The following is a 21,693-nucleotide window of genomic DNA, read 5'->3' as shown; positions in this document are numbered from 1 at the left end:
GAGAGGAACTTCAATGTTCATAAGCTGTAATCTCGCTTAACCTGCTTCTTTTGTTCTTCTTGCTTCATCCTTTTTGCCTTTGGAACACTATATAAAAATGCTGCTAAATTCCCGCCAATTGCTATTAACACAAACAAAAGCCAAACAATGCTGAAATACATTTCAATTCCCCCGTGAAATGAAAGACGGGGTACTGCATAATATAACATGGCACATCCTGCTAATATGGAAAGTAACATTCTTTGTCTCATCATACTCCCCCTAAGTTTTTTTACATTATATGAATAAAATAGAAAAAAAGAAGCAAATCGCGCGCCGCAATTTGCTTTCATGAAGAATGCCTATCGTTATAATTTCATTGATTCTCCCGGCTTTAATGCTTTACCCTCTACACCTTTTAAAGAGGAAACAAATTCTTCTGGGTTTTGTTCAATAACAGGAAAAGTATTATAATGAATCGGAACCACTACTTTTGCCTTTAGCCACTGTGCTGCTGTTTTTGCGTCTTCAGGCCCCATTGTAAAATTATCACCAATTGGTAAAAAGGCAATCTCCAGTTCATTTTGTTCTCCAATTAATTTCATATCAGAAAATAGTGCCGTGTCTCCTGCATGATAAATCGTTTTTCCCTCTGCTGTCAGAAGAATTCCGCTTGGCATGCCCGTATAAATAATTTGTTGACTTTCTTCATCCGTATAGCTAGAGCCGTGAAACGCTTGTGTTAATTTAACCTGTCCAAAATCAAATTTATGAGCCCCACCAATATGCATTGGATGAACATCACAACCCTTCCAGCCTAAAAATGTTGCAAGTTCAAATGGTGCAACGACAAGAGCATTGTTTCGTTTTGCAAGTTCTACTGTATCTCCAACATGGTCATTGTGACCATGCGTTAATAAAATAACATCACATTCTACTTCATCAGCTTGAAGATCACAAAGGTCATTTCCTGTAATGAATGGATCGATGATAATTTTTCCCTTACCTGTCTCAATCATCACAACAGAATGTCCGTGATAGCTTACTTTCATATGTATGCACCCCTTTACAGATAATAATTGTTACTTATCACTACGACATTATTTCTATATTCCCTGCAAAAGATAATGTTTAAACTTTTATTTATTCATAGTTAAAACCATAAAAAACTGTGTTCTAACTTAAACACAGCTTTTTATGACTGAGGAAACGTTTCGTATAATCCAATTGTTTGTTGGTTTATTTTAGAAAAGAAATGATATTGTATCAAAAGAAGCATCCCTAAAAGAATATAGGACTCATTCACTGTACGTTTTAAAGAAGAGAATGAATATCCATATATTTCAATCCGTGTGCTTTGGCGACCGCTTCATATGTGACAAATCCATTTAATGCGTTTATTCCTTTAAGGAGGGCAGGATTATCAATAACAGCTTGTTTGTAACCTTTATTCGCAATTTGCACAGCATATGGTACTGTGACATTTGTTAAAGCAATCGTTGACGTTCGCGGAACTGCTCCGGGCATATTTGCTACAGCATAATGAAGCACACCATGCTTTTTATATGTGGGATGATCATGTGTAGTAATACGATCTGTCGTTTCAAAAATCCCCCCTTGATCAATTGCAACATCTACAATAACAGAAGCAGGCTGCATCGCTTTAATCATCTCTTCTGTAACTAATTTTGGTGCTTTTGCGCCTGGAATTAAAACAGCTCCAATTACAAGGTCACTCTCTGCTGCGGCATCTGCAATATTAAGCGGATTAGAAATTAATGTATTAATCTTTTTACCGAAAATATCGTCTAATTGGCGAAGACGATCAGGATTTAAATCGATAATAGTAACGTCAGCCCCTAATCCAATGGCAATTTTCGCTGCATTCGTTCCAACAACACCGCCGCCAATAATCGTCACTTTCCCTCGCCTTACCCCTGGCACACCACTTAATAAGATGCCTTTCCCGCCTTTTGTTTTTTCAAGGAATTGCGCACCGATTTGGGAAGCCATTCGTCCCGCTACTTCACTCATCGGGGTGAGTAAAGGCAGTGAACCATTAGAGAGCTGTACCGTTTCATAGGCAATGGAAATAACCTTCTTATCTACTAATGCTTTAGTTAAAGACGGCTCTGCTGCTAAATGTAAATAAGTAAACAAGACAAGATCTTCACGAAAATAACCGTACTCTTCTGGCAGCGGCTCCTTTACTTTCATAACCATTTCCATCGACCATACTTGTTCTGCTGTATTAACAATTTTTGCACCAGCATCGATATACTGACGATCAGTAAATCCAGAACCTATGCCTGCCCCTGTCTCAATGTAAACTTCATGGTTATAAGAAACAAGATTGGTCACACCAGACGGGGTAATCGCAATACGATTTTCATTGTTTTTTATTTCCTTTGGCACCCCAATTTTCATCATCCATATCTCCCTTTTAATAAATTGATCATTTCCCTAAATTATATTCCTTATAAATCTGTTCCCTATTTTTTATCACTTCAATACACTTACAAATAAAAATTATCTTTTATATTTCTTTATATCAATAAAAACCCGTTTATCAATTCCAAAAAGTATTCTTTCCTTTACAGTATGAAAAGCTTATATAAAAGGTTTGTAACCTGCCAGTTTTCACTAACTCTACTTATCTTTTGTTCCAAACCCATGTATACAATTCATCTTCTGCTGTAATCCAACGTACATCAAGCCGTTCGATTTGCTCATAACCCTCTTCATTTAATGCATGAATAATGGCATTAATATGGGTTGTTTTTGAAATAGCTGCTTTATTAAATAATGCCTCAATTTGCCGTTTTGCTTTTTCATTTTTTAGGACTTGATTGCCAAATTCTACTTCATACTCATTCGGATTTTCATATTCCCATTCGATCTCTTTTCCATTTTCAATAATGGTTACTTTAAACAACATACTATTCCTTAATGACTCAGCATAGGCAGAAGAACCAGCATATAAACTGATTAAAAGCATAGGTAGGACAAATAGATTACAAATAAAAAAACGTCTCATTTTATCACCTCTTTGTTAAAGTGAATTAAAACGAGCCGTTTTATACATGAAATAGAAGTTAAGGTTTCTTTTTGTCTTTTTTTGTTTTTTCTTCATTTGCAGAAAAACCGCTTTGATAGACATCGGTTAACTGCTTTTGTAAAATTAATTCTTCTGCTTGTTCATAATAGAATTTATTATTCGACCGTTTCTCCATATTAATCTCCCTTCACATCTTCTATGTTTATTCTTTGCAACATTATGATAAATATAATAGCCATTGTTTAACAGTAAAAAAACCTTTAGCAGGTGCTAAAGGTTTTTTGCTTCTAAAATAGTCTTTCCTTTTTCAATTGCCTTTTCCACTTGAGCAAATCCTGTACCGCCTGCACTATTTCGTCTTGCCACAACAGTTTTAGGATTTAAAACATCATAAATATCCTCTTCAAATAGTTCTGATGCCTCTTTATATGTTTCCATTGAAAGATCAAGTAAATAACAGTTTTGTTGAATACATGTTAATACTAGCTTTCCAACGACTTCATGAGCTTGTCTAAACGGCAGGCCTTTACTCGCTAAATAATCTGCTAATTCTGTCGCATTCGAAAAATCTTCAGAAACAGCTTTTTGCATGTTTGCATCTTTCACCTGCATTGTTTCAATCATACCAGCAAAGATTTTTAATGAACCCTTTACTGTTTTAACCGCATCAAACATACCTTCCTTATCTTCCTGCATATCTTTGTTGTATGCTAAAGGGGTTCCTTTTAAAACAGTAAGAAGACCAAATAAATCTCCATAAACTCGTCCTGTTTTTCCACGAATGAGTTCTGCCATGTCCGGATTTTTCTTTTGCGGCATAATGCTGCTTCCTGTTGCAAAGCGATCATCCATTTCAATAAATTGAAATTCTTGTGAAGACCATAAAATTAATTCTTCACAAAAACGAGAAAGATGGGTCATTAAAATAGAAGCGTCACCTAAAAATTCTAAAATAAAGTCACGATCACTTACAGCATCTAAACTATTTTCATAAATACCGTCAAAACCGAGCAGCTCCGCAGAATACTCACGATCAATCGGGAATGTTGTTCCCGCAAGTGCCCCGGCACCTAATGGGGAAATATTAATACGCTTTAAGCTTTCTTCAAAGCGTTGAAAATCTCTTTCTAACATCCAAAAATACGCCATTAAATGATGAGCAAATGAAACAGGCTGTGCACGTTGAAGATGCGTATATCCTGGAAAAATTGTTTCCACATACTGATCCGCTTTATTCACTAACACACTTTGAAGCGTCGCAATAGCTTCTAAAATCTCTTTTACTTCTTTGCGAAGATACAAGTGCATATCTGTTGCTACTTGGTCATTACGGCTTCTTCCTGTATGAAGTTTACCGCCAACCGGACCAATTTCATCAATTAACATTTTTTCAAGATTTAAATGAATATCTTCAAGTGCAACTGAATATTCCAATTCACCTTTTTTCGCTTTATCACGTAATATCTTTAATCCATTCGTAATTTCTATAACTTCTTCTTCTGATAAAATGTTTGATTTCCCGAGCATTTTGACATGTGCGAGGCTTCCTTCAATATCTTGCTCAACTAATTGTTGATCAAAGGAAATCGACGCCCCAAAGGCATCGACCCATTCCTCTGCATGCTGTACAAAACGTCCTCCCCAAAGCTTTGTCACGCTTTCACCGCTTTCTTATTATGCACCATGCTGTGCACTTTTGTCGGTAAACCGAATAACTCAATAAATCCTACTGCTGATTGATGATCAAACTCATCTTCTTTTGTATATGTTGCAAGCTTTTCATTGTAAAGTGAGTAGTCTGACTTTCTGCCTTCCACGACTGCATGACCTTTAAATAACTTCACACGTACAACGCCTGTTACGTTCTTTTGTGTTTCATCTAAAAATGCTAAGATTGCTTTTCGAAGAGGCGCAAACCATAAACCGTTATAAATAAGCTCTGTAAGTTTATGAGCAATAATTGGTTTAAAATGTGCCACGTCTTTTGTTAACGTTAAATCTTCAAGCTCCTTATGTGCTTTAATTAATGTAATAGCACCTGGACATTCATAAACTTCACGAGATTTAATTCCTACAAGACGGTTTTCAACATGGTCAATTCTTCCCACACCGTGTTTTCCAGCTACAGCGTTTAATTCTAAAATAAGTTCATGTAATGGATACTCTTTTCCATTAATTGAAACAGGTATTCCTTGCTCGAACGCAATTTCAATAATATCTGGTGTATCCGGTGTTTTTTCAAGTGGTGCTGTTAATTCATAAGCTCCTTCAGGTGGTGTTGCCCATGGATCTTCTAAAATTCCACACTCATTTGCTCTTCCCCAAAGGTTTGCATCAATTGAATAAGGATTATCTAAATCAATTGGAATTGGAATATTGTGCTCTTTTGCATATTCGATTTCTTCTTCACGTGACCAGCCCCATTCACGAACAGGAGCAAGCACTTTTAAATCTGGATTTAATGCTTTAATAGATACTTCAAAACGAACTTGGTCATTTCCTTTTCCTGTACAACCGTGAGCAACTGCAACTGCTCCTACTTCTTCAGCAATTTCAACAAGTTTCTTTGAAATTAACGGACGAGAAAGCGCTGATACAAGTGGATATTTATCTTCATACATCGCATGACTTTGCAGTACTGGTAATACAAACTCCTCTGCAAATTCTTTTCTTGCATCAATAGAATAAGATTCAACCGCTCCAACTGTTAATGCTTTTTCTTTTACAAAATCAAGATCTTTTCCTTCTCCAACATCAAGACCCACTGCTACTACATCATATCCTTGCTGCTGCAACCATTTAATTGCAACCGATGTATCTAAACCTCCGGAATAAGCTAACACAACTTTTGGATTTGCCATTTTATTTCCCTCCACTTTTTTGAATATTCATTCATCGCTTTATATCTTTATGCATTTTTGTGTATAATTTTAGAGGTCGTTTAATCAACCTCGTTCATTCAATAAATTTTTATACAATTGTTGTTTCTTTGATATTTTATACTTTAACAAGTTATTCTAGTTTTTTCAACAGTTATTCTAAAAAAAATTAATATTTTTTTCTTTCTTTCTTTTATTTATTCAAATTTATGCATAAAAACTCTATTCATGTACCTTCATTCTATACGTAAAAATTAATTCCGTCCTACTAATAAAGCAAAATTACCACATCGACTTTATAAGGTCTAACTCTTATAGATAATCCATATAGCGTTTTCACCTATTGTTTTGTACAATATACAATAACTGGGGGGATTTTATGTCTTATTTGTTTAAATTAGATAAACGATTAGGGATACCACTTCCTTCTTTAATAAAAGAATGGAATAAGTATTCAAAAGAGACGCAAGCCGTTATTTTATTAGAATGGGAACAAATCCGCGGGAAAATTCCTGATCGTATTCACTTATTAGAAAAAGAAATTAATATAAAGCAAGCACAGTTAGAAGTAGAAGAAGATTTTAAACATTCGTGTCTTCTAAATTTTGAAATTGCAGAATTAGCATCCATTATTAATGATTTATGGATTTGGTTTCGCACTCGGCAGGATGTTTCAAGTAAAATTCATCAATAAGGATAAAGCCTAGGCTTCTATCCTTATTGTGTTTTTTTTTCTAATAAATAACGCTTTTGATAAAACTTATGCGCAATTTCTGTAATGGTGCGCGAGAATTGATAATTCATTCCAGCACCAAAAACAATACCAATGAGAGGAATACCTTGGATCATTTTTTTGCGAAGTATTGTAATCATAAATGCTTTGGCCGCTTGCTTTAAGGTGCTGTGAAACCATGTAATATCTGTGAGCTCTTCCCTTCCTTGATAAAAATAAGGATCTACCTCATCTTTCACTTCCTGTTCTAGTTCTTCCCATACAGCTTTTTGCATATTTTTAGGTAATGAAGCCATATAAAATAGTTTTAAAGCAAGCATCATTTCATAAGGACGATTTACTTCATATCCATAGGTCATGGCAATTAATTGAATGGCTCTTAAGTTAAGGGCAAACATTGCAGGCAAATCCATTCCTAATAACAACAAACTCCCCGTTCCAGACAGCCCGCCTTGTGCGAAAGAAAACAAACGCTGTCTTGCAATTTGCTGATCTGCAATATAAGTTAACTGAGAAATAGGTAAACTTTTTAAATCACTGATTTCTTCAATTTCTTCATTAAATACCTGCGCTTCTGTAAGCAGACGATGTCTAGCATCCAGCTGAAAGTGAGAATTTTGAATTAGCGCATGTGTATGAAATAACAAGTTATCCATTATATTAAATACTTTTTCTTGAAGATCTAGCCTCATATTTCCAAGCTGATTTTCAATATATTTTTGTGCTGTTAATTGAAAATCATTTGGATGATAATGAAAAAAGTCTTTTTCCCATTTTAACAGCTCCTGCCATACTTTTTCGTGTTGCTTTGTCCATGTCACCTGGAATCACCTCTTTCAATTAGTATCTTCTTTTATCAAACCAAACTTTCCCCCTAAAAACAAATGATTTTTATATAAAAAAGCTAACCGTTATATAACGGTTAGCTTTTTTAAACACCCTAGTTATTGACTTAAACGAACAGTATCACGAGCAATCATAACTTCTTCATTTGTCGGAATAATGATTACTTTTACAGGAGAATGCGGATAGTTAATAAATGCTTCTTTTCCGCGCACTTTGTTTAATGCAGGATCCCAATATACCCCCATAAACTCTAATCCTTTCAGCACACGCTCACGAATAACATTACTATTTTCCCCAATACCAGCTGTAAAGATAATAGCATCTAATCCATGCATTCTTGCTGCATATGAACCAATATATTTATGAATACGAGAAGCAAACACTTCTAATGCAAGCTCTGCACGTTCATTTCCTTCTGCAGCCGCTCCTTCAATATCACGAAGGTCGCTTGAGAAACCAGATACTCCTAAAATACCACTTTCTTTATTTAGTACTTCAAGAACTTCCTCTGCTGTTTTCCCTGTTTTTTCCATAATGTATGGAATTAGAGCTGGATCAATATTACCTGAACGTGTTCCCATCGTTACACCAGCAAGCGGTGTAAAGCCCATTGATGTATCAAGTGATTTACCACCTTTGATTGCGGCAATACTTGCACCGTTTCCTAGATGACAAGAAATTAAGCGCAAGTCTTTAACTGGTCGACCTAATAATTCAGCTGCACGTTCTGACACATACTTATGAGAAGTACCATGAAAACCGTATTTACGAATGCCGTATTCTTTATAATAATCATAAGGCAAACTGTATAAGAAAGATTGTTCAGGCATTGTTTGATGAAAAGCTGTATCAAATACCGCTACTGCCGGCACATTTGGAAGAACTTCCTGAAAAGCACGTACTCCTACAAGATTTGCTGGGTTATGAAGAGGTGCTAATTCTGAAACTTCTTCAATGCCTTTAATTACTTCTTCAGTAATAACTACAGAATCATTGAACTTTTCTCCACCGTGCACAATACGATGTCCAATGCCTTCAATTTCATTTAAAGAAGTAATAATATTATACGTTAAAAGCTTATCTAAAAGCATCTTTACTGCTTTTGCATGGTCAGGAATATCTGTTACTTCTTTTTTCTTTTCACCATTGACTTCAATTGTAAAAACCCCATCATTAAGACCAATACGCTCAACAAGTCCTTTTGTTACAACGGTTTCTTCCGGCATTTCTAACAATTGAAACTTTAGCGATGAGCTTCCCGCATTGATTGCCATAATTTTAGACATATGACTTTGCCCCTTTTCTATAATATCTATTTTTATTTTCTCTTACATTTCCTACACAAAAAAACATATTTCGACACATTACACCTTATCTATTTAAACATCGGGCATATGAGATTTCAAGGTGGAAATCAGTTGTAAGCATTTTCAATTTAAATTCGTTATTTTCTGAAAAAAAACGAAATCATCTTTTATCATTTTCCCCAGTGATTTTATAATTCATCCTTTATTCATATAAATAAAAAATGCTCCTCAAACAAAAGGAGCATTTTTATCTTATTTCGTATTTTCTAGAAACCACTGATCAATTTGCTTCATTATATTAGAAAGTGCTTCCTGCTTTGTAAAGCTTGGCAGTTCAGCTAACAGCGCTTGTTTAGGCAGCTGGATATGTTCACCTTTCTTTTGAATCATAAAAATGCTTTTTGCATATTTTTCATCTTTAAACATTGAAAGCGGAAGCTGCAGAAGTCCTTGAATAATGGCCTTATCTTTAATAAATTGCTGTAATTTATCTGCTCCTTCATCACCAAATAAGAAATTAGGAATGAGAAAGATTAGGATTGCCCCATCTTTTGCATAATTTAAACTTTGTTCGATTAACAAATGATGGACAAATGATAATCCTTCTTCTGCTTTAAGCTGGTAAGAAGCCGCAAGTTGATCGTTAGGGTAGTAACCGATTGGCAAATCACATATTACAATATCAACAGGATCAACAAACAATGGCTGCACACTATCACCATGGAACAATTCAATAGGATGATTTTGGAGCGTTGCATTGATATAGGCCATTTTTAATAATGTTTCATCCGCTTCTACTCCGCAGCCTGTCACCGTTTTTTTCGTTTGATTTAAGACAGCTGTAAATAAATTTCCTGTTCCAACCGCTGGATCTAACATCGAAAAGTTTTCCTTGTTTTTCGTCCATTTGTTAACAAGATAACCGATAAATAACGCAACAGCATCAGGCGTCATTTCATGATGCGGCTGTACCGCTTCTCTCATTCCCTTTAAAATAGCAAGCTGAAGAGCTTTCCGAATTTCTTCTGCTTTAAATTCTTCAAGATTCACTTCATTATATAATGCTGTTACTTTTTTCGTATTGTCATCATTCAGTTCTTGAAGAATCTCTTTTTGAAAAAGATTCTCTCCAGTTTCTGCGATTGCTTCTAAATATGTGATTGAAAGTTCTTTCTGCAGGATCACTGCCGTTTCATCAATCGTATCAAAAAGCTTTTCTACCGGTGTTTTTATCATTACGCTTTCCTCCAAACCCGAAATATCACTTTCCCAACTTTCTATTGTATCAAAAACTAAATGATAGACAAACATTATAAACTTGTTTAACAGCAGTTATCATAAATAAATCCGCTGTCAATATGACAGCGGATTTTCAAAGATTATTCAGCTTTTTTTGCTGCTTCAACAGCTGCTTCATAATCCGGATGATTTGTTGCTTCAGAAACATATTCAGCGTGTACTACTTTATTATTAGAATCAACAACAAATACAGCACGTGCTAATAGACGAAGCTCTTCAATCGCTACGCCGTATGCTTTACCAAAAGAAAGATCACGGTGATCTGAAAGAGTAACCGCATTTTCTAGTCCAGCATTCGCACACCAGCGTTTTTGTGCAAATGGAAGATCAACACTTACCGTTAAAACGTTAACATTATTAAGGCTTGATGCTTCTTCATTAAACTTACGAGTTTGTGCATCACATACACCTGTATCAACAGATGGGACAACACTAATTAAGCGTACACCGCTAAAATCATTTAACCCTTTTTCTGAAAGGTCATTTGCAAGCACCTTAAAATCCGGGGCTTGATCGCCTACTTTTACTTCATTACCAAGAAGTGTAACTGCATTGCCTTTAAACGTAATACTTGCCATTAAAAATTCCTCCTTTAACAAAAGTAGATATGTATCATTCTCATCATAGCCTGCTTATTTCTGCAATGCAACCAATCCGCATCAAGTATTAAAAATTTTTTGAATACATATTTAAAATAAGGTTAACGCATGGAAAATGCGCTAACCTTTGTTTAGAAGTCCAACTTTTGATTATACTGCTGCTGAGAAGAGGCGTGCTGATTTTGTTGTTTTTCTTTTCCTTTAAACATTTGCTGTAATTTTTCCATTGCCTGAGGTGCAATTTCTAACATTTTTTCATATAAATGTGTGCTGTTATCAAGGTGAATTGTTTTAATTCCCGACGAACTAACAACTAAAAACGCAATTGGTGTAATCGACACCCCACCGCCGCTTCCTCCACCAAATGGGTTTTCACTCTTCTCTCCACTTTGCCCGCTTAGTTTAAAATCACTTCCACCAGCTGCAAAGCCAAATCCCACTTTTGATACTGTTAAAATGACACTTCCATCCGGTGTTTCCACAGGATCTCCAACAATTGTGTTAACATCAATCATTTCTTTTAAATTTTCCATTGCTGTGGTCATTAGTCCTTGAATTGGATGTTCAGACATGTCCTAATCCCTCCGCTTTTTCATGTTGTTTCTTTTGATAGTTCACTTTTTTTTAATGGCAATGGTCTACCTTTCCAAAATTTAACGACCTTTAATCCTGCCCCAATAGCATGCCCGATGCGGAAGGAAAACATACATACAAACCTTGTTTGCGACACTGCTGTTTGAAATGCTGGATGAACTTCTATTTGAGGCTTTGCTTTAAGATTCATATATGTACTAACTAATCCAATTAAGCTTCCTTTTATACTCCAGGCTACACCTATAACCATGCCTGTTAAAGCCGCGTCATTTACTCCAACTACGCTTTTCCATTCAAATTTTGTAATGGAAACATGCTTTAAAAAGCTTCTTACAATTTTATGAAATCCAATTACATCTTGTAAAAAATCTTGAAACAACTCTATCTTTTTAATCATTTCTAAAGGTGTGAATTTTTGTGTATCTTCTTGTTGGGTATCGTTGTTCACGCTTTTTTCACTCTTTACTACAAGCGATGTTGAGTCCTCTACTTTTATAAGAGGCACGTTTAATGTATATGAAATTAGCCCATACCACGCTTTAAAGGTAACGACTAATTGATCATCATCACGACTATGAACATATAAAATAGTAATTGTAACCTTTGTAACGAAAAGAAGTAATACTAAGACTCCAATAATGAATGCAGTGACAATCCAACCATTCACCTTACAACATCCTTTCTCTTCCATTATCACCTCTTCAAAAAAAAAATAAACCCGCGGCTGCAGGTTTATCAAAAAATTGTTTAGTTATCAACATGAACAACATATGTATCAGCAAAATAATCATGCAGTCCTTGCTTTTTCCTTGTAAAGGCTGTCCAAATATAGAATAACCCATTTAATGTTTTACTAATTGTTCTTCCTACTAATTCACGAAAAATAATGGTAGACCAACTTAATGAAGAATTTCCCGCTGAAATAACTTTTAATCCAAAAATCATTTTCCCTAATGTTTGCTGAAAAAACTTTGTCATAAGCATAAAATAAAGATAAAAAATTGTTCCTGTTAACAGCACTTCTAAAGGTAAAAAAGCTGGTTCATCACTTGGAAGATTAAACGCTTTAATAAGAGGATAAATAAAAATTCGATTTAAGCTTGCAATCACAATAAGATCAGCAAGATAAGCCCAAAATCTCATCCAAAAGCCAGCATAACGAACTTCATTCCCTGTAAGTACCTTCTCTGTATCATTTGTCGTTTCATCAAATGTTATATCCATAGAATCTTCACCTACTCCGTATATAAATACATAAGCCGAGGTGCATTCGGTTGATTCACCAGCTCATGAATACCTAACAGATCGTTATTTGGATTTAGTAATTTTTGACTCGTCATTTCAAGCCAAGAACCAATTCCATAATTCGGTTCATAGCGAATCACCTTTAGTTCTTTATTATTTAAATCTTTTTTCATTGCTGCAATGGTGTCTTCTAAATCACCTAATTCATCAACAAGTTTTAATTGTTTAGCTTGACGACCGTCATAAATGCGTCCATCTGCAATTTGTTTTACTTTTTCCTCTGTAAGTTCACGGCCATTTGCAATCACTTCAACAAACTCTTCATAAGAATTATCGACCATAGATTGTAAGATTTTGCGTTCTTCGTCCGTCATTTCACGAGTTGGTGAACCGATATCTTTATGTGGACCGCTTTTGATGGTTTCCCATTTCACCCCAAAATTTTCAGCTAACTCACTATAATTAAGAGTCTGCATAATAACTCCTAAAGAACCTGTCATTGTAGCTGGATGGGCGTAAATTTTTTCTGCAGGTGTTGAAATATAGTAACCACCTGAAGCAGCAACATTTCCCATTGAAATATAAACGGGCTTTTTATAATTCTTTTGAATGTCGATAATTTCGTCATGAATTTCAGCACTTTCAACGACACCGCCGCCTGGAGAATTTACTCGAATAATAATACCTTCTACATTTCCAGATTCACCTGCTTTTTCAAGCATTTTAAGAAACTGACGATGGTTATAACCTGGTGTTTGAAAGAAAGAAGTGGATTCTGGAGCATCTTGAATAACCCCATCTACATTTAACACAACAATACTTTTTAAACTATTTCCTTCTTCTACTACTTTTTCAGCGAATTCTTCTTCTGAAGCCAACCAATTTTCTTGAAAGCCTTCTAAATTTCCAAACGCTATGGATGACGCAAGGTTAACAAAAATAGATACGATAAATAGTACTGCAGCAATCCCGAGTGCAGCCCAACGTTTTCCATTCATTACAACGTTCCCTCCTTTATTCCATCCCATTTATTAAAAAATGTTTCAATAAACGCCCACTATTTTCCTCATATATCCAAATCTTTTTTTATAATAGCATACTGCAAATGAGAATGATACAAAATAAACACGTAAAGCCTCTGAAGTTAGATGCTAAAAGGACGAATTATTCGTCCTTGCTGATTCGTCCTTTTGATATACAATTGTTCCATCCACCACTGTCATCGCAACTTCTGCCTTTGGAATCTCTTCAATAGAGATTTTGTATAAATCTTGCTTTAAAATCGTAAAATCCGCATTATAACCTGCTGCAATTATTCCGCTCTTTGCCTCTTGTCCAACAGCGTGAGCACTTCCAATTGTAAATAATTTTACAGCTTCATAAACGGTTAACTTTTGTTCAGGATAATATCCTTCATGCAGTTCTGTCGGCTTTTTTCTTGCAGCAGCCGTATAAATGCCAAGCAGGGGATTCGCAGGCTCAATAGGTGCATCAGATCCTCCAGCACATAGTAAGCCATAGTTTAATAATGTTTTCCAAGCAAAACTCCACTTCATCCGTTCTTCGCCAAGCCTTTCAATTACCCATGGAAAATCAGCAGCCACAAAATGAGGTTGAATATCAAGAACAACCGGTAAATTTCTCATTCTTATTAATAAATCTTCTCTTACAACTGAACAGTGAATGAGCCGGTCACGATAGCCGGCACGCACAGGGGCTTGTTCAATGGCATCGAGTGCATATTCAAGTGCTAAATCTCCAATTGTATGAATCGCAACAGGCATGTTATAGTGACGTGCTTTTTCGACAAGCGCTTTTAATTCTTCGATCGAATGAATCGCGACTCCTGATGTTTCTGGAGAATCATTGTATGGATGACTAAGGAGGGCCGTTCTGCCGCCTAATGCACCATCGGCAAAGATTTTCATAGCACCTAAGCTAATAAAAGAAGTGCCATCGTTTACATGCAATCCTGCTTCATGCATTGTTTTCACAACTTCATGATGAACAAGCAGGTTTGTTCTAAACTTTCTTTTCTTTCCGTCAATTACCTTTGTAAATGTCTGAAATGTATTCTCAAAACCATTATAATAGTTTAAATCTTCTGTATGCCCCCCTACAAGTCCAAGGCTAACTAAATCATCAACTGCAGTTGTTAAAGCACGTTCAACATAACTATTTGTAACAGGAGGCATTACCTTTTTTATCAGTTCTTGCGCTCGATCTAACAAATAACCAGTTGGTTCCCCTATCTCATTGCGTAAAATCACGCCACCTTCTGGATCAGGTGTTTCCTTTGTTATACGAGCAAGCTCTAAGGCTCTGCTGTTTGCAAGGATTGCATGCCGACAAACTCTTGTAAGCATCATCGGATGGTTTGGAGCAATTTCATCAAGTTCTTTGCGATGAAAGATTTTTCGATCACTAAAATTATTTTCATTCCATCCTTCTCCAATAATCCATTCACCAACACCAGCAGTTTTCACCTTTTCTACAAGAAGTTCTTTCATATTTTCGGCAGACTTGACTTCAGACAGATCTAACCGAAGCAGTTTCTCTCCATGACCAATTATATGCATATGACTATCAACAAAGCCTGGATACATTACATTACCTTTAAGATCGATCGTTCGTTCTATTTTATCGTTAAACTGGTTGAGAAGTGATTGTTTGGTCCCTGTCTTTACAATAACCCCATCTTCTACAAATACAGCATTCACTGTTTTCCCTTCTGATTCCATCGTATAAATTGTACCGCCACACCATAATGTTCCCATTGTAATACTCCTTTCCTAAATCTTTATAATAAGAGAGTGACGCTTTCTCACCTGATAAGTTCTAACTATTTTCAAACATATGTAAACATAGCTTTTTATTTTTATTTATCCCCCATTATAACGAATCGGTTCAATGATTGAAATTATTTGCCCCTGCAATAAGAAAAAGGAGCGGTCAGCCGCTCCTTTCATGCCATTTTATATGAAATTGTATTATGCTTTCGGGAACTGACTTTGCGCAGATTGAATCAGACGCTTTGTGATTTCACCGCCTACAGATCCATTTGAACGAGCCGTTGTATCAGAGCCTAGATTTACACCAAACTCCTGAGCAATTTCGTACTTCATTTGCTCGAGTGCTTGTTCCACACCAGGCACAACTAGTTTATTTGTAGAAGCCATAAGGATTCACCTCCTTGTACTAACTAGCGTTTGTGTAAAAAGAGCAATTCATTCAATGTATATCGTGGGAATAATGGAAAAAACTCCTGCACACAATCGTCTACAGGAGTCAATAACATTTTTTTATTAAAACAGCTCTTCAAACTGTTCTTCCACAAGCTGATTAGGCTTTAACATAATCATTTCTGTTCCATCAACAGCCTCTGAAGCTAACGCCTCAACCTCGAGATACTGCTCAAACTTATTCGCTTTTAATCGATTTGGCTTTGTTTTTGGAGCAGAAGGTAAAAAGATTGTACAGCAATCTTCATATGGACGAATTGAAATATCATATGTCCCAATATGATGAGAAATTTCCATAATTTCAACTTTATCCATTCCGGCAAGTGGGCGAATAACCGGATAGTTTGTGACTTCATTAATTGTATGCATGCTTTCAAGCGTTTGACTTGCTACTTGTCCTAAACTTTCTCCCGTTACAATTCCAAGTGCATTATGCTTTACTGCTAGCTTTTCTGTAATTCGAAGCATCATTCTTCTCATAATGGTCATGCTGTAACTATCAGGAATTTTATCTTTAATTGCTTTTTGCACAGCTGTAAAGGGAACAACATGCAGCCGGACTTCACCGCCAAATGCCGTTAATACCTTTGCTAAATCCTCTACTTTTTGCTTGGCACGCTCACTTGTAAACGGCGGACTGTGAAAGTGAACAGCTTCGATTTTAATTCCCCGCTTCATCGTCAAATAACCTGCAACAGGGCTGTCAATCCCGCCCGAAAGCATGAGCATTACCTTTCCAGAGCTCCCCACCGGCAAACCGCCCGCTCCGCGAAAATGAGTACAGCTAATATAAGTTGCTTCACTCTTTACTTCAATGCGAATATTAACATCTGGATTATGAACATCTACTTTTAAATTTTCGGTATGTTTTAAAACATATCCGCCAACTAAATGATTTAACTCTTGTGAATTGATAGGAAAATCTTTATTTGGACGTTTACCTGTAATTTTAAATGTTTTTGCTTCATTGTTTGTTTCACGAAGTGCAGCTAAAGCTCCTTTTTGAATTTCTTCCAAATCATTTTTCACTTTCATCGAAAGACTTAATGATTGAATACCAAAAACCTTTTGTAGCCTTTCTACAACAGGTTGATAGTCTTCTCCGTTTAACTGCACATGCAAACGGTCAAACGTTCTTTTTAATGTAATATTTGGAAAGCCTGCTAAACTTTCCTTTACGTTTCGACGCAGCTGTTCTTCAAACTTACGACGGTTTTTTCCTTTTAAAGCAATTTCTCCATAGCGAATTAAAATTTGTTCATACTCCATAGTTAACGGGCTCCTTTCATAACTAGCCTTAGCTGTATAACGACTTCTTTAAGCGTTTTTATAAAGATCATAATTTCTTCTCGCGTCGTTTCAAAAGACATACTAACTCTCAATGCTGAAGCTGCTCGTTCTTCGCTCATTCCCATCGCAAGAAGAACACGACTCGCTCCCACTTCTTTAGATGAGCAAGCTGACTTGGTTGAAATATAAATATTTTCTTCTTCTAATGCATGAATTAATACCTCCGGTTTTGTTTCGAGTACAGAAAAATTTAAAATATGAGGTGCCGAAACGTCCATTGGTGTGTTTATTACAATTCCTTCTATATTGGAAAGTTCATGAAACAACAATTCTTTTAAGCTTTGAAGATGCTCTCTTCCATCTTTACTGCGCTCAAACGATAAACGAAGTGCTTTTGCTAAAGAGGCAATTCCCGGAACATTTTCAGTGCCTGCCCGTTTGTTGAACTCCTGCTCCCCACCTGTAAAGAGCGGGGAAAGACTTACACCTTCTCTTATATATAAAATACCCGTTCCTTTAAGTCCATGAACTTTATGCCCTGAAATCGTACATAAATCAATGTTTGCACCCTTTATGTTTAAGGGGACTTTGGCAGCACCTTGCACATAATCAACATGAAAGAATATTTTTGGATAGTTCTTTAAAAACCGACCTATTTCTTCCACCGGCTGAATGGTACCTGTTTCATTGTTGACATGAAGAACAGAAACTAAAATGGTATCGTCCTGTAATGCTTTTTCTAGTTCCTCAATAGATACTCTTCCTTTTGTATCCACTGGTAAATATGTCACATCGAATCCAAGAGATTCCAGCTGTAAAAATGATTCATATGTTGACGGGTGCTCAACACTTGTTGTAATAATATGTTTTCCCCGTGATTGATGTTTTAGAGCAATCCCTTTAATTGCTAAGTTGTTTCCTTCAGTTCCTCCAGAAGTAAATAAAATTTCCTGTGGTGAAACATAAAGCATCTCACTAATAAGCTTTCTTGCTTGAAGTAAAAGCCTTTCTACTTCATTTCCTTTGCTGTGAATTGAAGAGGGATTGGCAAAATAGTGGGCAGCTGTTTTTTGAAATGTTTCAAGCACCTCTGGATACGGCTTTGTAGTCGCACTATTATCTAAATAAATCATAACGGAATGACTCCTTTTATACAGTTTCAAATGATAGATAAATAAAATTGACGATAACGCTTTAAGCATTGTTATATCTTATCACATGCTCGCCTTTTTCAAAATATTTTCTTTAAAACCTTTATACGTTAAAAACATTCTAAAATAGAAAAGAAGAATATGACAAATGATATAAATAATTTAAAAGAGTTTTTTTGTATAAAAGTTATTAATAAAAATTAATTATGAAATGTTTTTTTAATATATTAAAGATTATTACTTTTTTATAAAGTATATCTTTTTTTTTAGTTTGTGGTACTATGATACGGAAAATTCACTCATCTGAAAAGGATAGGCTATAGCTATATTAGGAGGAAATATTAATGAATAAACATCTATCCAAAAGGGAGACACTTACAATTGGTTTAATGACCTTTGCGTTATTCCTTGGAGCAGGCAATATGATTTTCCCACCAGCGCTAGGACAAGCCGCAGGTACTAATATATGGATGGCATCAGCTGGATTCCTTATTACTGCAGTAGGACTTCCGCTTCTAGGTATTATTGCGATTGCAAAAAGCGGCGGTGACCTGCAGCAGCTTGCAAAACGAGTGCATCCAATATTCGGAATTATTTTTACTGCAGCCGTTTATTTAGCACTTGGGCCATTTTTTGGAATACCTAGAACAGGGACAGTGGCTTTTGAAATTGGTGTAACACCTTTTCTTCCTGAGCATTTAAATCCTGAAGGACTCCCTTTATTTTTATACACCCTTCTTTATTTTGGAATTACCTTTTTAGTTGCTCTCAATCCAGCAAAATTAGTAGATCGAATTGGGAAGTTTTTAACACCGCTTTTACTTCTTATCCTTTCTGTTATTGTAATAGCAGGAATAGTGAATCCAATTGGCACAGTTAGTAAGCCAACAGAAGCATATAAAGAACCGTTCTTTAAAGGCTTTATTGAAGGATACTTAACAATGGATGCCATTGCAGCACTTGTTTTTGGTATTGTTGTCATTCATGCGATTCAAGCTCGCGGTGTGACAGATCGAAAAGAAATTACTTCTATTACAACAAAGGCTGGTTTCATTGCAGCAGTTGGATTATCATTCGTTTATTTCACACTTTCATACCTTGGAGCAACAAGCCGCAGTGCTTTAGGAGAAGCATCCAATGGCGGGGAAATTTTAGCAGGCTTAGCGCATCTTTTATTTGGATTTAGCGGGAACATTTTACTTGGACTTGCCATTACATTTGCATGTTTGACAACATCAGTCGGTCTCGTATCTGCAGCAGGAGAATACTTTCACCAATTGATGCCTCGTCTTTCATATAAACTGCTCATTTTTATCTTTACATTTTTCAGCATGATTATTGCAAATATAGGATTAACTCAATTAATTTCCATGACAGTACCCGTACTCATTGCAATTTATCCAATTGCCATTTCGTTAATTTCTTTGTCGTTTTTTGATCCATTATTTAAAGGATACACGGAGGTTTATCGCGGAGGAATTATCGGAGCAGCATTTATTAGTATAGTTGACGGCCTTACTGCTGGAGGATTTCAGTTAGAGTTAATCAATAACATATTATTGTCCTTTCCTTTTTCCGAGCAAGGTATTGGTTGGATCATGCCTTCCGTGCTTGGTGCTGTAATTGGTTATATTATTGCTATTACCCGCTCTTCTGCAAAACATGCACCTGCCAATACTTAAAAACCTTAGGGCAATCCCCTAAGGTTTTTTATACACCAATCTTTTCTTCTATCTCAATTCCAATTTTTCGAAGAGCTTCTGGTTCAATCTTTTGAACAGCTTCCGCAGCTATCTTTAACGCTTCCTCATAATGATAATTTCGAAATTCTCTTTCAGCTTTTTCTAATTGCTCTGCTATAAACGGATAGCGGCTGCGGTATCGATTACCGTATGTAATTAATTTTTCTGCCATCATTGTTTGTTCAATTAATTTTCCTGTTTGCTGTACACTATCGTCCACTGTATCAAGGGCTGCTTTTAGAGAATAGTTAATACTTACAATATCTAATGGCGTTTCATTTAATTTCTCATGAACTTCCATTATTCTTTCTTCGGCTGCTTCAATGCCATTTAAATAGTATTCAGGTAATCCAGGCAGGTTATTTTGCTTCACCATCTTTTTTGCCTCACCTAGCTTCTTTTTCAGCTGGTGAATGGTCTCCTTTGCATGAAGCTCATCTTTCCTTAATGTATGGAGCATTTTTTGATAATCTTTATAAAGAGATTGTAAACTTGTAAGCTGCTCTTCAATTTCTTTTACCATCTCAACAATCGTTGAATAAGCTTGCTTTTGATTATGAAAAGCATCTCTAACAACTTCAAACTTTGTCATCACTTTATTTAAACCTTTTTCTAAATCGCGTTGGGCTTTTAAATCTTTTTCTTCAATTCGGTAGTTGACCTGGACAGCTATTGTTTCTTCTTCTAACTGTTCGATATCCTGTTTCATATGAGCAATGTTTTTTTCTATTGTAGTTTGTTCACCTATAAGCGCACTTCTTGCTTCAACTTCATTTTCTAGTGCACTATAGATTGCTTCAATTTTAGAAAACAACGCTTCAACCCGCTGCTTTGTTTCCTCAATATTCACTTCAGCGATCTGTTTAATTTCTTCTTCTACTTTTTCATAAATTTCTTCAATTTCTTCTTGAACATGAAGATGCTCAAGTAAATAACCACTATTCGCCATTTCCAACATTCCAGACTGCAGTTCTTCTAATTGAGAAGGTATATTTGTCTGCAGCTGTACTAATAATTCTGGAATATATTCAAGCTTTTCGCTAAGAACCGATAATTCTTCCTGCACGCCTAGAAGTACAGTCCGCGCTTCCAAATGATTTCCATGTTCAGTTAATTCATCAAATCTTTGAATTTGTTGGTGCACTTCTACTAACCGTTTTTCAAATTGAACTGAAGTTCTCCCTAACGTACGATGATGAGCAAGAATATACTGTCTTGTATCTCGATATAATTTTTTTACTTCTTCAATCTCTGTACGATTTTGTTCCTCACTTACTACAAGTTCATTTACTTCTTTCAAAATGAGCGAAATAGTATCTTCAATTTTCTGTAACTCTCTTTCCAAATGATTGAGCGTAACCCTGGCTTTTCTAAAACCAAACTTATCAACACTTTCCTCCGCATCAAACAACTTTTCTTCCAATGCTGGAAGTCTAGTTGTCACAAGTTCATCCCAATCATTTCGCCACTTTTCAAATTTTTCTTCTGTTTCTCCTGCCATATTCAATCCTTTTAATTTTGCCAGCTCTTCTGTTACTGGACGGTTTGTAATATCAATTTTCCATGCTTCAAGCCGATCAATTTCTTTATAGAGATTTTTTCTTGAAAATGAACCTAATAAAACGATAGCTGCACATACACTTACCGCTGCAATAACATATACCACCTAAAGCACCCTTTCTTCCTTTCTGAACGTGTAATCTTGTCCGTTAATCTATACATATATCTT

Annotated in this window: 22 protein-coding genes; 2 read left to right on the top strand and 20 right to left on the bottom strand. The window is 35.8% G+C overall.

Annotated elements, in window-relative coordinates:
• Window positions 1-17 precede the first annotated feature (17 nt).
• The 7 genes from DS031_RS01630 to DS031_RS01605 all read right to left on the bottom strand — a co-directional run bounded on the left by DS031_RS01630 (window position 18) and on the right by DS031_RS01605 (window position 5,898).
• The gene (locus DS031_RS01630) at window positions 18-251 is read right to left on the bottom strand and encodes a hypothetical protein (protein WP_245947142.1); all 234 of its coding nucleotides are present in this window, start codon (window positions 249-251) and stop codon (window positions 18-20) included.
• Between the two features lie 96 nt (window positions 252-347).
• A complete protein-coding gene (locus tag DS031_RS01625; RefSeq protein ID WP_113804177.1) occupies window positions 348-1,031 on the bottom strand; it encodes a metal-dependent hydrolase in 684 nt (227 codons plus the stop codon).
• Between the two features lie 262 nt (window positions 1,032-1,293).
• Window positions 1,294-2,406, bottom strand: coding sequence for an alanine dehydrogenase (ald, locus tag DS031_RS01620; RefSeq protein WP_113804176.1), 1,113 nt, complete (start codon window positions 2,404-2,406; stop codon window positions 1,294-1,296).
• A gap of 226 nt (window positions 2,407-2,632) precedes the next feature.
• Window positions 2,633-3,016 carry a hypothetical protein gene (locus tag DS031_RS01615; protein WP_113804175.1) on the bottom strand — a complete coding sequence of 128 codons (384 nt, stop codon included), beginning with the start codon at window positions 3,014-3,016 and terminating at the stop codon, window positions 2,633-2,635.
• 58 nt (window positions 3,017-3,074) lie between these two features.
• Complete coding sequence (locus tag DS031_RS23425) at window positions 3,075-3,212, bottom strand: hypothetical protein (protein WP_181832958.1); 138 nt, start codon at window positions 3,210-3,212, stop codon at window positions 3,075-3,077.
• Window positions 3,213-3,307: 95 nt separating this feature from the next.
• Window positions 3,308-4,693, bottom strand: a complete 1,386-nt coding sequence (argH, locus tag DS031_RS01610; protein ID WP_113804174.1) for an argininosuccinate lyase — start codon at window positions 4,691-4,693, stop codon at window positions 3,308-3,310.
• Window positions 4,690-5,898: an argininosuccinate synthase gene (locus DS031_RS01605; protein ID WP_113804173.1), complete on the bottom strand. Its 1,209-nt coding sequence runs from the start codon at window positions 5,896-5,898 to the stop codon at window positions 4,690-4,692. The genes argH and DS031_RS01605 overlap by 4 nt, the downstream gene beginning before the upstream one ends.
• 397 nt (window positions 5,899-6,295) lie before the next feature.
• On the opposite strand from DS031_RS01605, the gene DS031_RS01600 reads away from it, so the two are divergent.
• Entirely contained in the window at window positions 6,296-6,610 is a 315-nt protein-coding gene (locus DS031_RS01600; RefSeq protein WP_113804172.1) for a hypothetical protein, read from the top strand.
• Window positions 6,611-6,633: 23 nt separating this feature from the next.
• Here DS031_RS01600 and DS031_RS01595 read toward each other — a convergent pair whose 3' ends face one another.
• The 12 genes from DS031_RS01595 to DS031_RS01540 form a co-directional block, all read right to left on the bottom strand.
• The gene (locus tag DS031_RS01595) at window positions 6,634-7,470 is read right to left on the bottom strand and encodes an EcsC family protein (RefSeq protein WP_113804171.1); all 837 of its coding nucleotides are present in this window, start codon (window positions 7,468-7,470) and stop codon (window positions 6,634-6,636) included.
• 123 nt (window positions 7,471-7,593) lie between these two features.
• Window positions 7,594-8,781, bottom strand: a complete 1,188-nt coding sequence (locus tag DS031_RS01590) for an acetate kinase (RefSeq protein WP_113804170.1) — start codon at window positions 8,779-8,781, stop codon at window positions 7,594-7,596.
• A 273-nt stretch (window positions 8,782-9,054) separates the two neighbouring features.
• Window positions 9,055-10,038 (bottom strand): class I SAM-dependent methyltransferase, encoded by a 984-nt coding sequence (locus DS031_RS01585; RefSeq protein ID WP_181832957.1) that lies wholly within the window; start codon window positions 10,036-10,038, stop codon window positions 9,055-9,057.
• 143 nt (window positions 10,039-10,181) lie between these two features.
• Entirely contained in the window at window positions 10,182-10,679 is a 498-nt protein-coding gene (gene tpx / locus DS031_RS01580; protein WP_113804169.1) for a thiol peroxidase, read from the bottom strand.
• Window positions 10,680-10,831: 152 nt separating this feature from the next.
• Complete coding sequence (gene ytfJ, locus DS031_RS01575; protein WP_113804168.1) at window positions 10,832-11,272, bottom strand: GerW family sporulation protein; 441 nt, start codon at window positions 11,270-11,272, stop codon at window positions 10,832-10,834.
• A 20-nt stretch (window positions 11,273-11,292) separates the two neighbouring features.
• Entirely contained in the window at window positions 11,293-11,961 is a 669-nt protein-coding gene (locus DS031_RS01570; RefSeq protein ID WP_181832956.1) for a DUF2953 domain-containing protein, read from the bottom strand.
• Between the two features lie 80 nt (window positions 11,962-12,041).
• The gene (locus DS031_RS01565) at window positions 12,042-12,518 is read right to left on the bottom strand and encodes an RDD family protein (protein ID WP_113804166.1); all 477 of its coding nucleotides are present in this window, start codon (window positions 12,516-12,518) and stop codon (window positions 12,042-12,044) included.
• Window positions 12,519-12,529: 11 nt separating this feature from the next.
• Entirely contained in the window at window positions 12,530-13,537 is a 1,008-nt protein-coding gene (gene sppA, locus DS031_RS01560) for a signal peptide peptidase SppA (RefSeq protein ID WP_113804165.1), read from the bottom strand.
• Between the two features lie 153 nt (window positions 13,538-13,690).
• Window positions 13,691-15,316 carry an amidohydrolase gene (locus tag DS031_RS01555; protein ID WP_113804164.1) on the bottom strand — a complete coding sequence of 542 codons (1,626 nt, stop codon included), beginning with the start codon at window positions 15,314-15,316 and terminating at the stop codon, window positions 13,691-13,693.
• Between the two features lie 213 nt (window positions 15,317-15,529).
• Entirely contained in the window at window positions 15,530-15,718 is a 189-nt protein-coding gene (locus tag DS031_RS01550; RefSeq protein ID WP_113804163.1) for an alpha/beta-type small acid-soluble spore protein, read from the bottom strand.
• A gap of 126 nt (window positions 15,719-15,844) precedes the next feature.
• Window positions 15,845-17,050, bottom strand: coding sequence for a tRNA uracil 4-sulfurtransferase ThiI (gene thiI / locus DS031_RS01545; RefSeq protein WP_113804162.1), 1,206 nt, complete (start codon window positions 17,048-17,050; stop codon window positions 15,845-15,847).
• A 2-nt stretch (window positions 17,051-17,052) separates the two neighbouring features.
• Window positions 17,053-18,204, bottom strand: a complete 1,152-nt coding sequence (locus tag DS031_RS01540) for a cysteine desulfurase family protein (RefSeq protein ID WP_113804161.1) — start codon at window positions 18,202-18,204, stop codon at window positions 17,053-17,055.
• A 362-nt stretch (window positions 18,205-18,566) separates the two neighbouring features.
• On the opposite strand from DS031_RS01540, the gene brnQ reads away from it, so the two are divergent.
• Window positions 18,567-19,904 (top strand): branched-chain amino acid transport system II carrier protein, encoded by a 1,338-nt coding sequence (gene brnQ, locus DS031_RS01535; RefSeq protein WP_113804160.1) that lies wholly within the window; start codon window positions 18,567-18,569, stop codon window positions 19,902-19,904.
• Between the two features lie 28 nt (window positions 19,905-19,932).
• Here brnQ and ezrA read toward each other — a convergent pair whose 3' ends face one another.
• On the bottom strand, window positions 19,933-21,630 hold the full coding sequence (gene ezrA, locus DS031_RS01530) for a septation ring formation regulator EzrA (protein WP_113804159.1): 1,698 nt from the start codon (window positions 21,628-21,630) through the stop codon (window positions 19,933-19,935).
• Between the last annotated feature and the right edge of the window lie 63 nt (window positions 21,631-21,693).

It is taken from the genome of Bacillus taeanensis, from assembly GCF_003318295.1.
In the GTDB taxonomy this organism is placed as follows: domain Bacteria; phylum Bacillota; class Bacilli; order Bacillales; family UBA6769; genus Maribacillus; species Maribacillus taeanensis.
Note: the sequence above shows the minus strand (reverse complement) of the source record. Positions and strands in the feature narration are given on the sequence as shown.

What these genes read in the sequence shown, in the direction of transcription:
- DS031_RS01630 (WP_245947142.1), bottom strand. Translation starts at nt 251, where the DNA reads ATGAGACAAAGAATGTTACTTTCCATATTAGCAGGATGTGCCATGTTA.
- DS031_RS01625 (WP_113804177.1), bottom strand. Translation starts at nt 1,031, where the DNA reads ATGAAAGTAAGCTATCACGGACATTCTGTTGTGATGATTGAGACAGGT.
- ald (WP_113804176.1), bottom strand. Translation starts at nt 2,406, where the DNA reads ATGAAAATTGGGGTGCCAAAGGAAATAAAAAACAATGAAAATCGTATT.
- DS031_RS01615 (WP_113804175.1), bottom strand. Translation starts at nt 3,016, where the DNA reads ATGAGACGTTTTTTTATTTGTAATCTATTTGTCCTACCTATGCTTTTA.
- DS031_RS23425 (WP_181832958.1), bottom strand. Translation starts at nt 3,212, where the DNA reads ATGGAGAAACGGTCGAATAATAAATTCTATTATGAACAAGCAGAAGAA.
- DS031_RS01605 (WP_113804173.1), bottom strand. Translation starts at nt 5,898, where the DNA reads ATGGCAAATCCAAAAGTTGTGTTAGCTTATTCCGGAGGTTTAGATACA.
- DS031_RS01600 (WP_113804172.1), top strand. Translation starts at nt 6,296, where the DNA reads ATGTCTTATTTGTTTAAATTAGATAAACGATTAGGGATACCACTTCCT.
- DS031_RS01590 (WP_113804170.1), bottom strand. Translation starts at nt 8,781, where the DNA reads ATGTCTAAAATTATGGCAATCAATGCGGGAAGCTCATCGCTAAAGTTT.
- DS031_RS01585 (WP_181832957.1), bottom strand. Translation starts at nt 10,038, where the DNA reads ATGATAAAAACACCGGTAGAAAAGCTTTTTGATACGATTGATGAAACG.
- tpx (WP_113804169.1), bottom strand. Translation starts at nt 10,679, where the DNA reads ATGGCAAGTATTACGTTTAAAGGCAATGCAGTTACACTTCTTGGTAAT.
- ytfJ (WP_113804168.1), bottom strand. Translation starts at nt 11,272, where the DNA reads ATGTCTGAACATCCAATTCAAGGACTAATGACCACAGCAATGGAAAAT.
- DS031_RS01565 (WP_113804166.1), bottom strand. Translation starts at nt 12,518, where the DNA reads ATGGATATAACATTTGATGAAACGACAAATGATACAGAGAAGGTACTT.
- sppA (WP_113804165.1), bottom strand. Translation starts at nt 13,537, where the DNA reads ATGAATGGAAAACGTTGGGCTGCACTCGGGATTGCTGCAGTACTATTT.
- DS031_RS01555 (WP_113804164.1), bottom strand. Translation starts at nt 15,316, where the DNA reads ATGGGAACATTATGGTGTGGCGGTACAATTTATACGATGGAATCAGAA.
- DS031_RS01550 (WP_113804163.1), bottom strand. Translation starts at nt 15,718, where the DNA reads ATGGCTTCTACAAATAAACTAGTTGTGCCTGGTGTGGAACAAGCACTC.
- thiI (WP_113804162.1), bottom strand. Translation starts at nt 17,050, where the DNA reads ATGGAGTATGAACAAATTTTAATTCGCTATGGAGAAATTGCTTTAAAA.
- DS031_RS01540 (WP_113804161.1), bottom strand. Translation starts at nt 18,204, where the DNA reads ATGATTTATTTAGATAATAGTGCGACTACAAAGCCGTATCCAGAGGTG.
- brnQ (WP_113804160.1), top strand. Translation starts at nt 18,567, where the DNA reads ATGAATAAACATCTATCCAAAAGGGAGACACTTACAATTGGTTTAATG.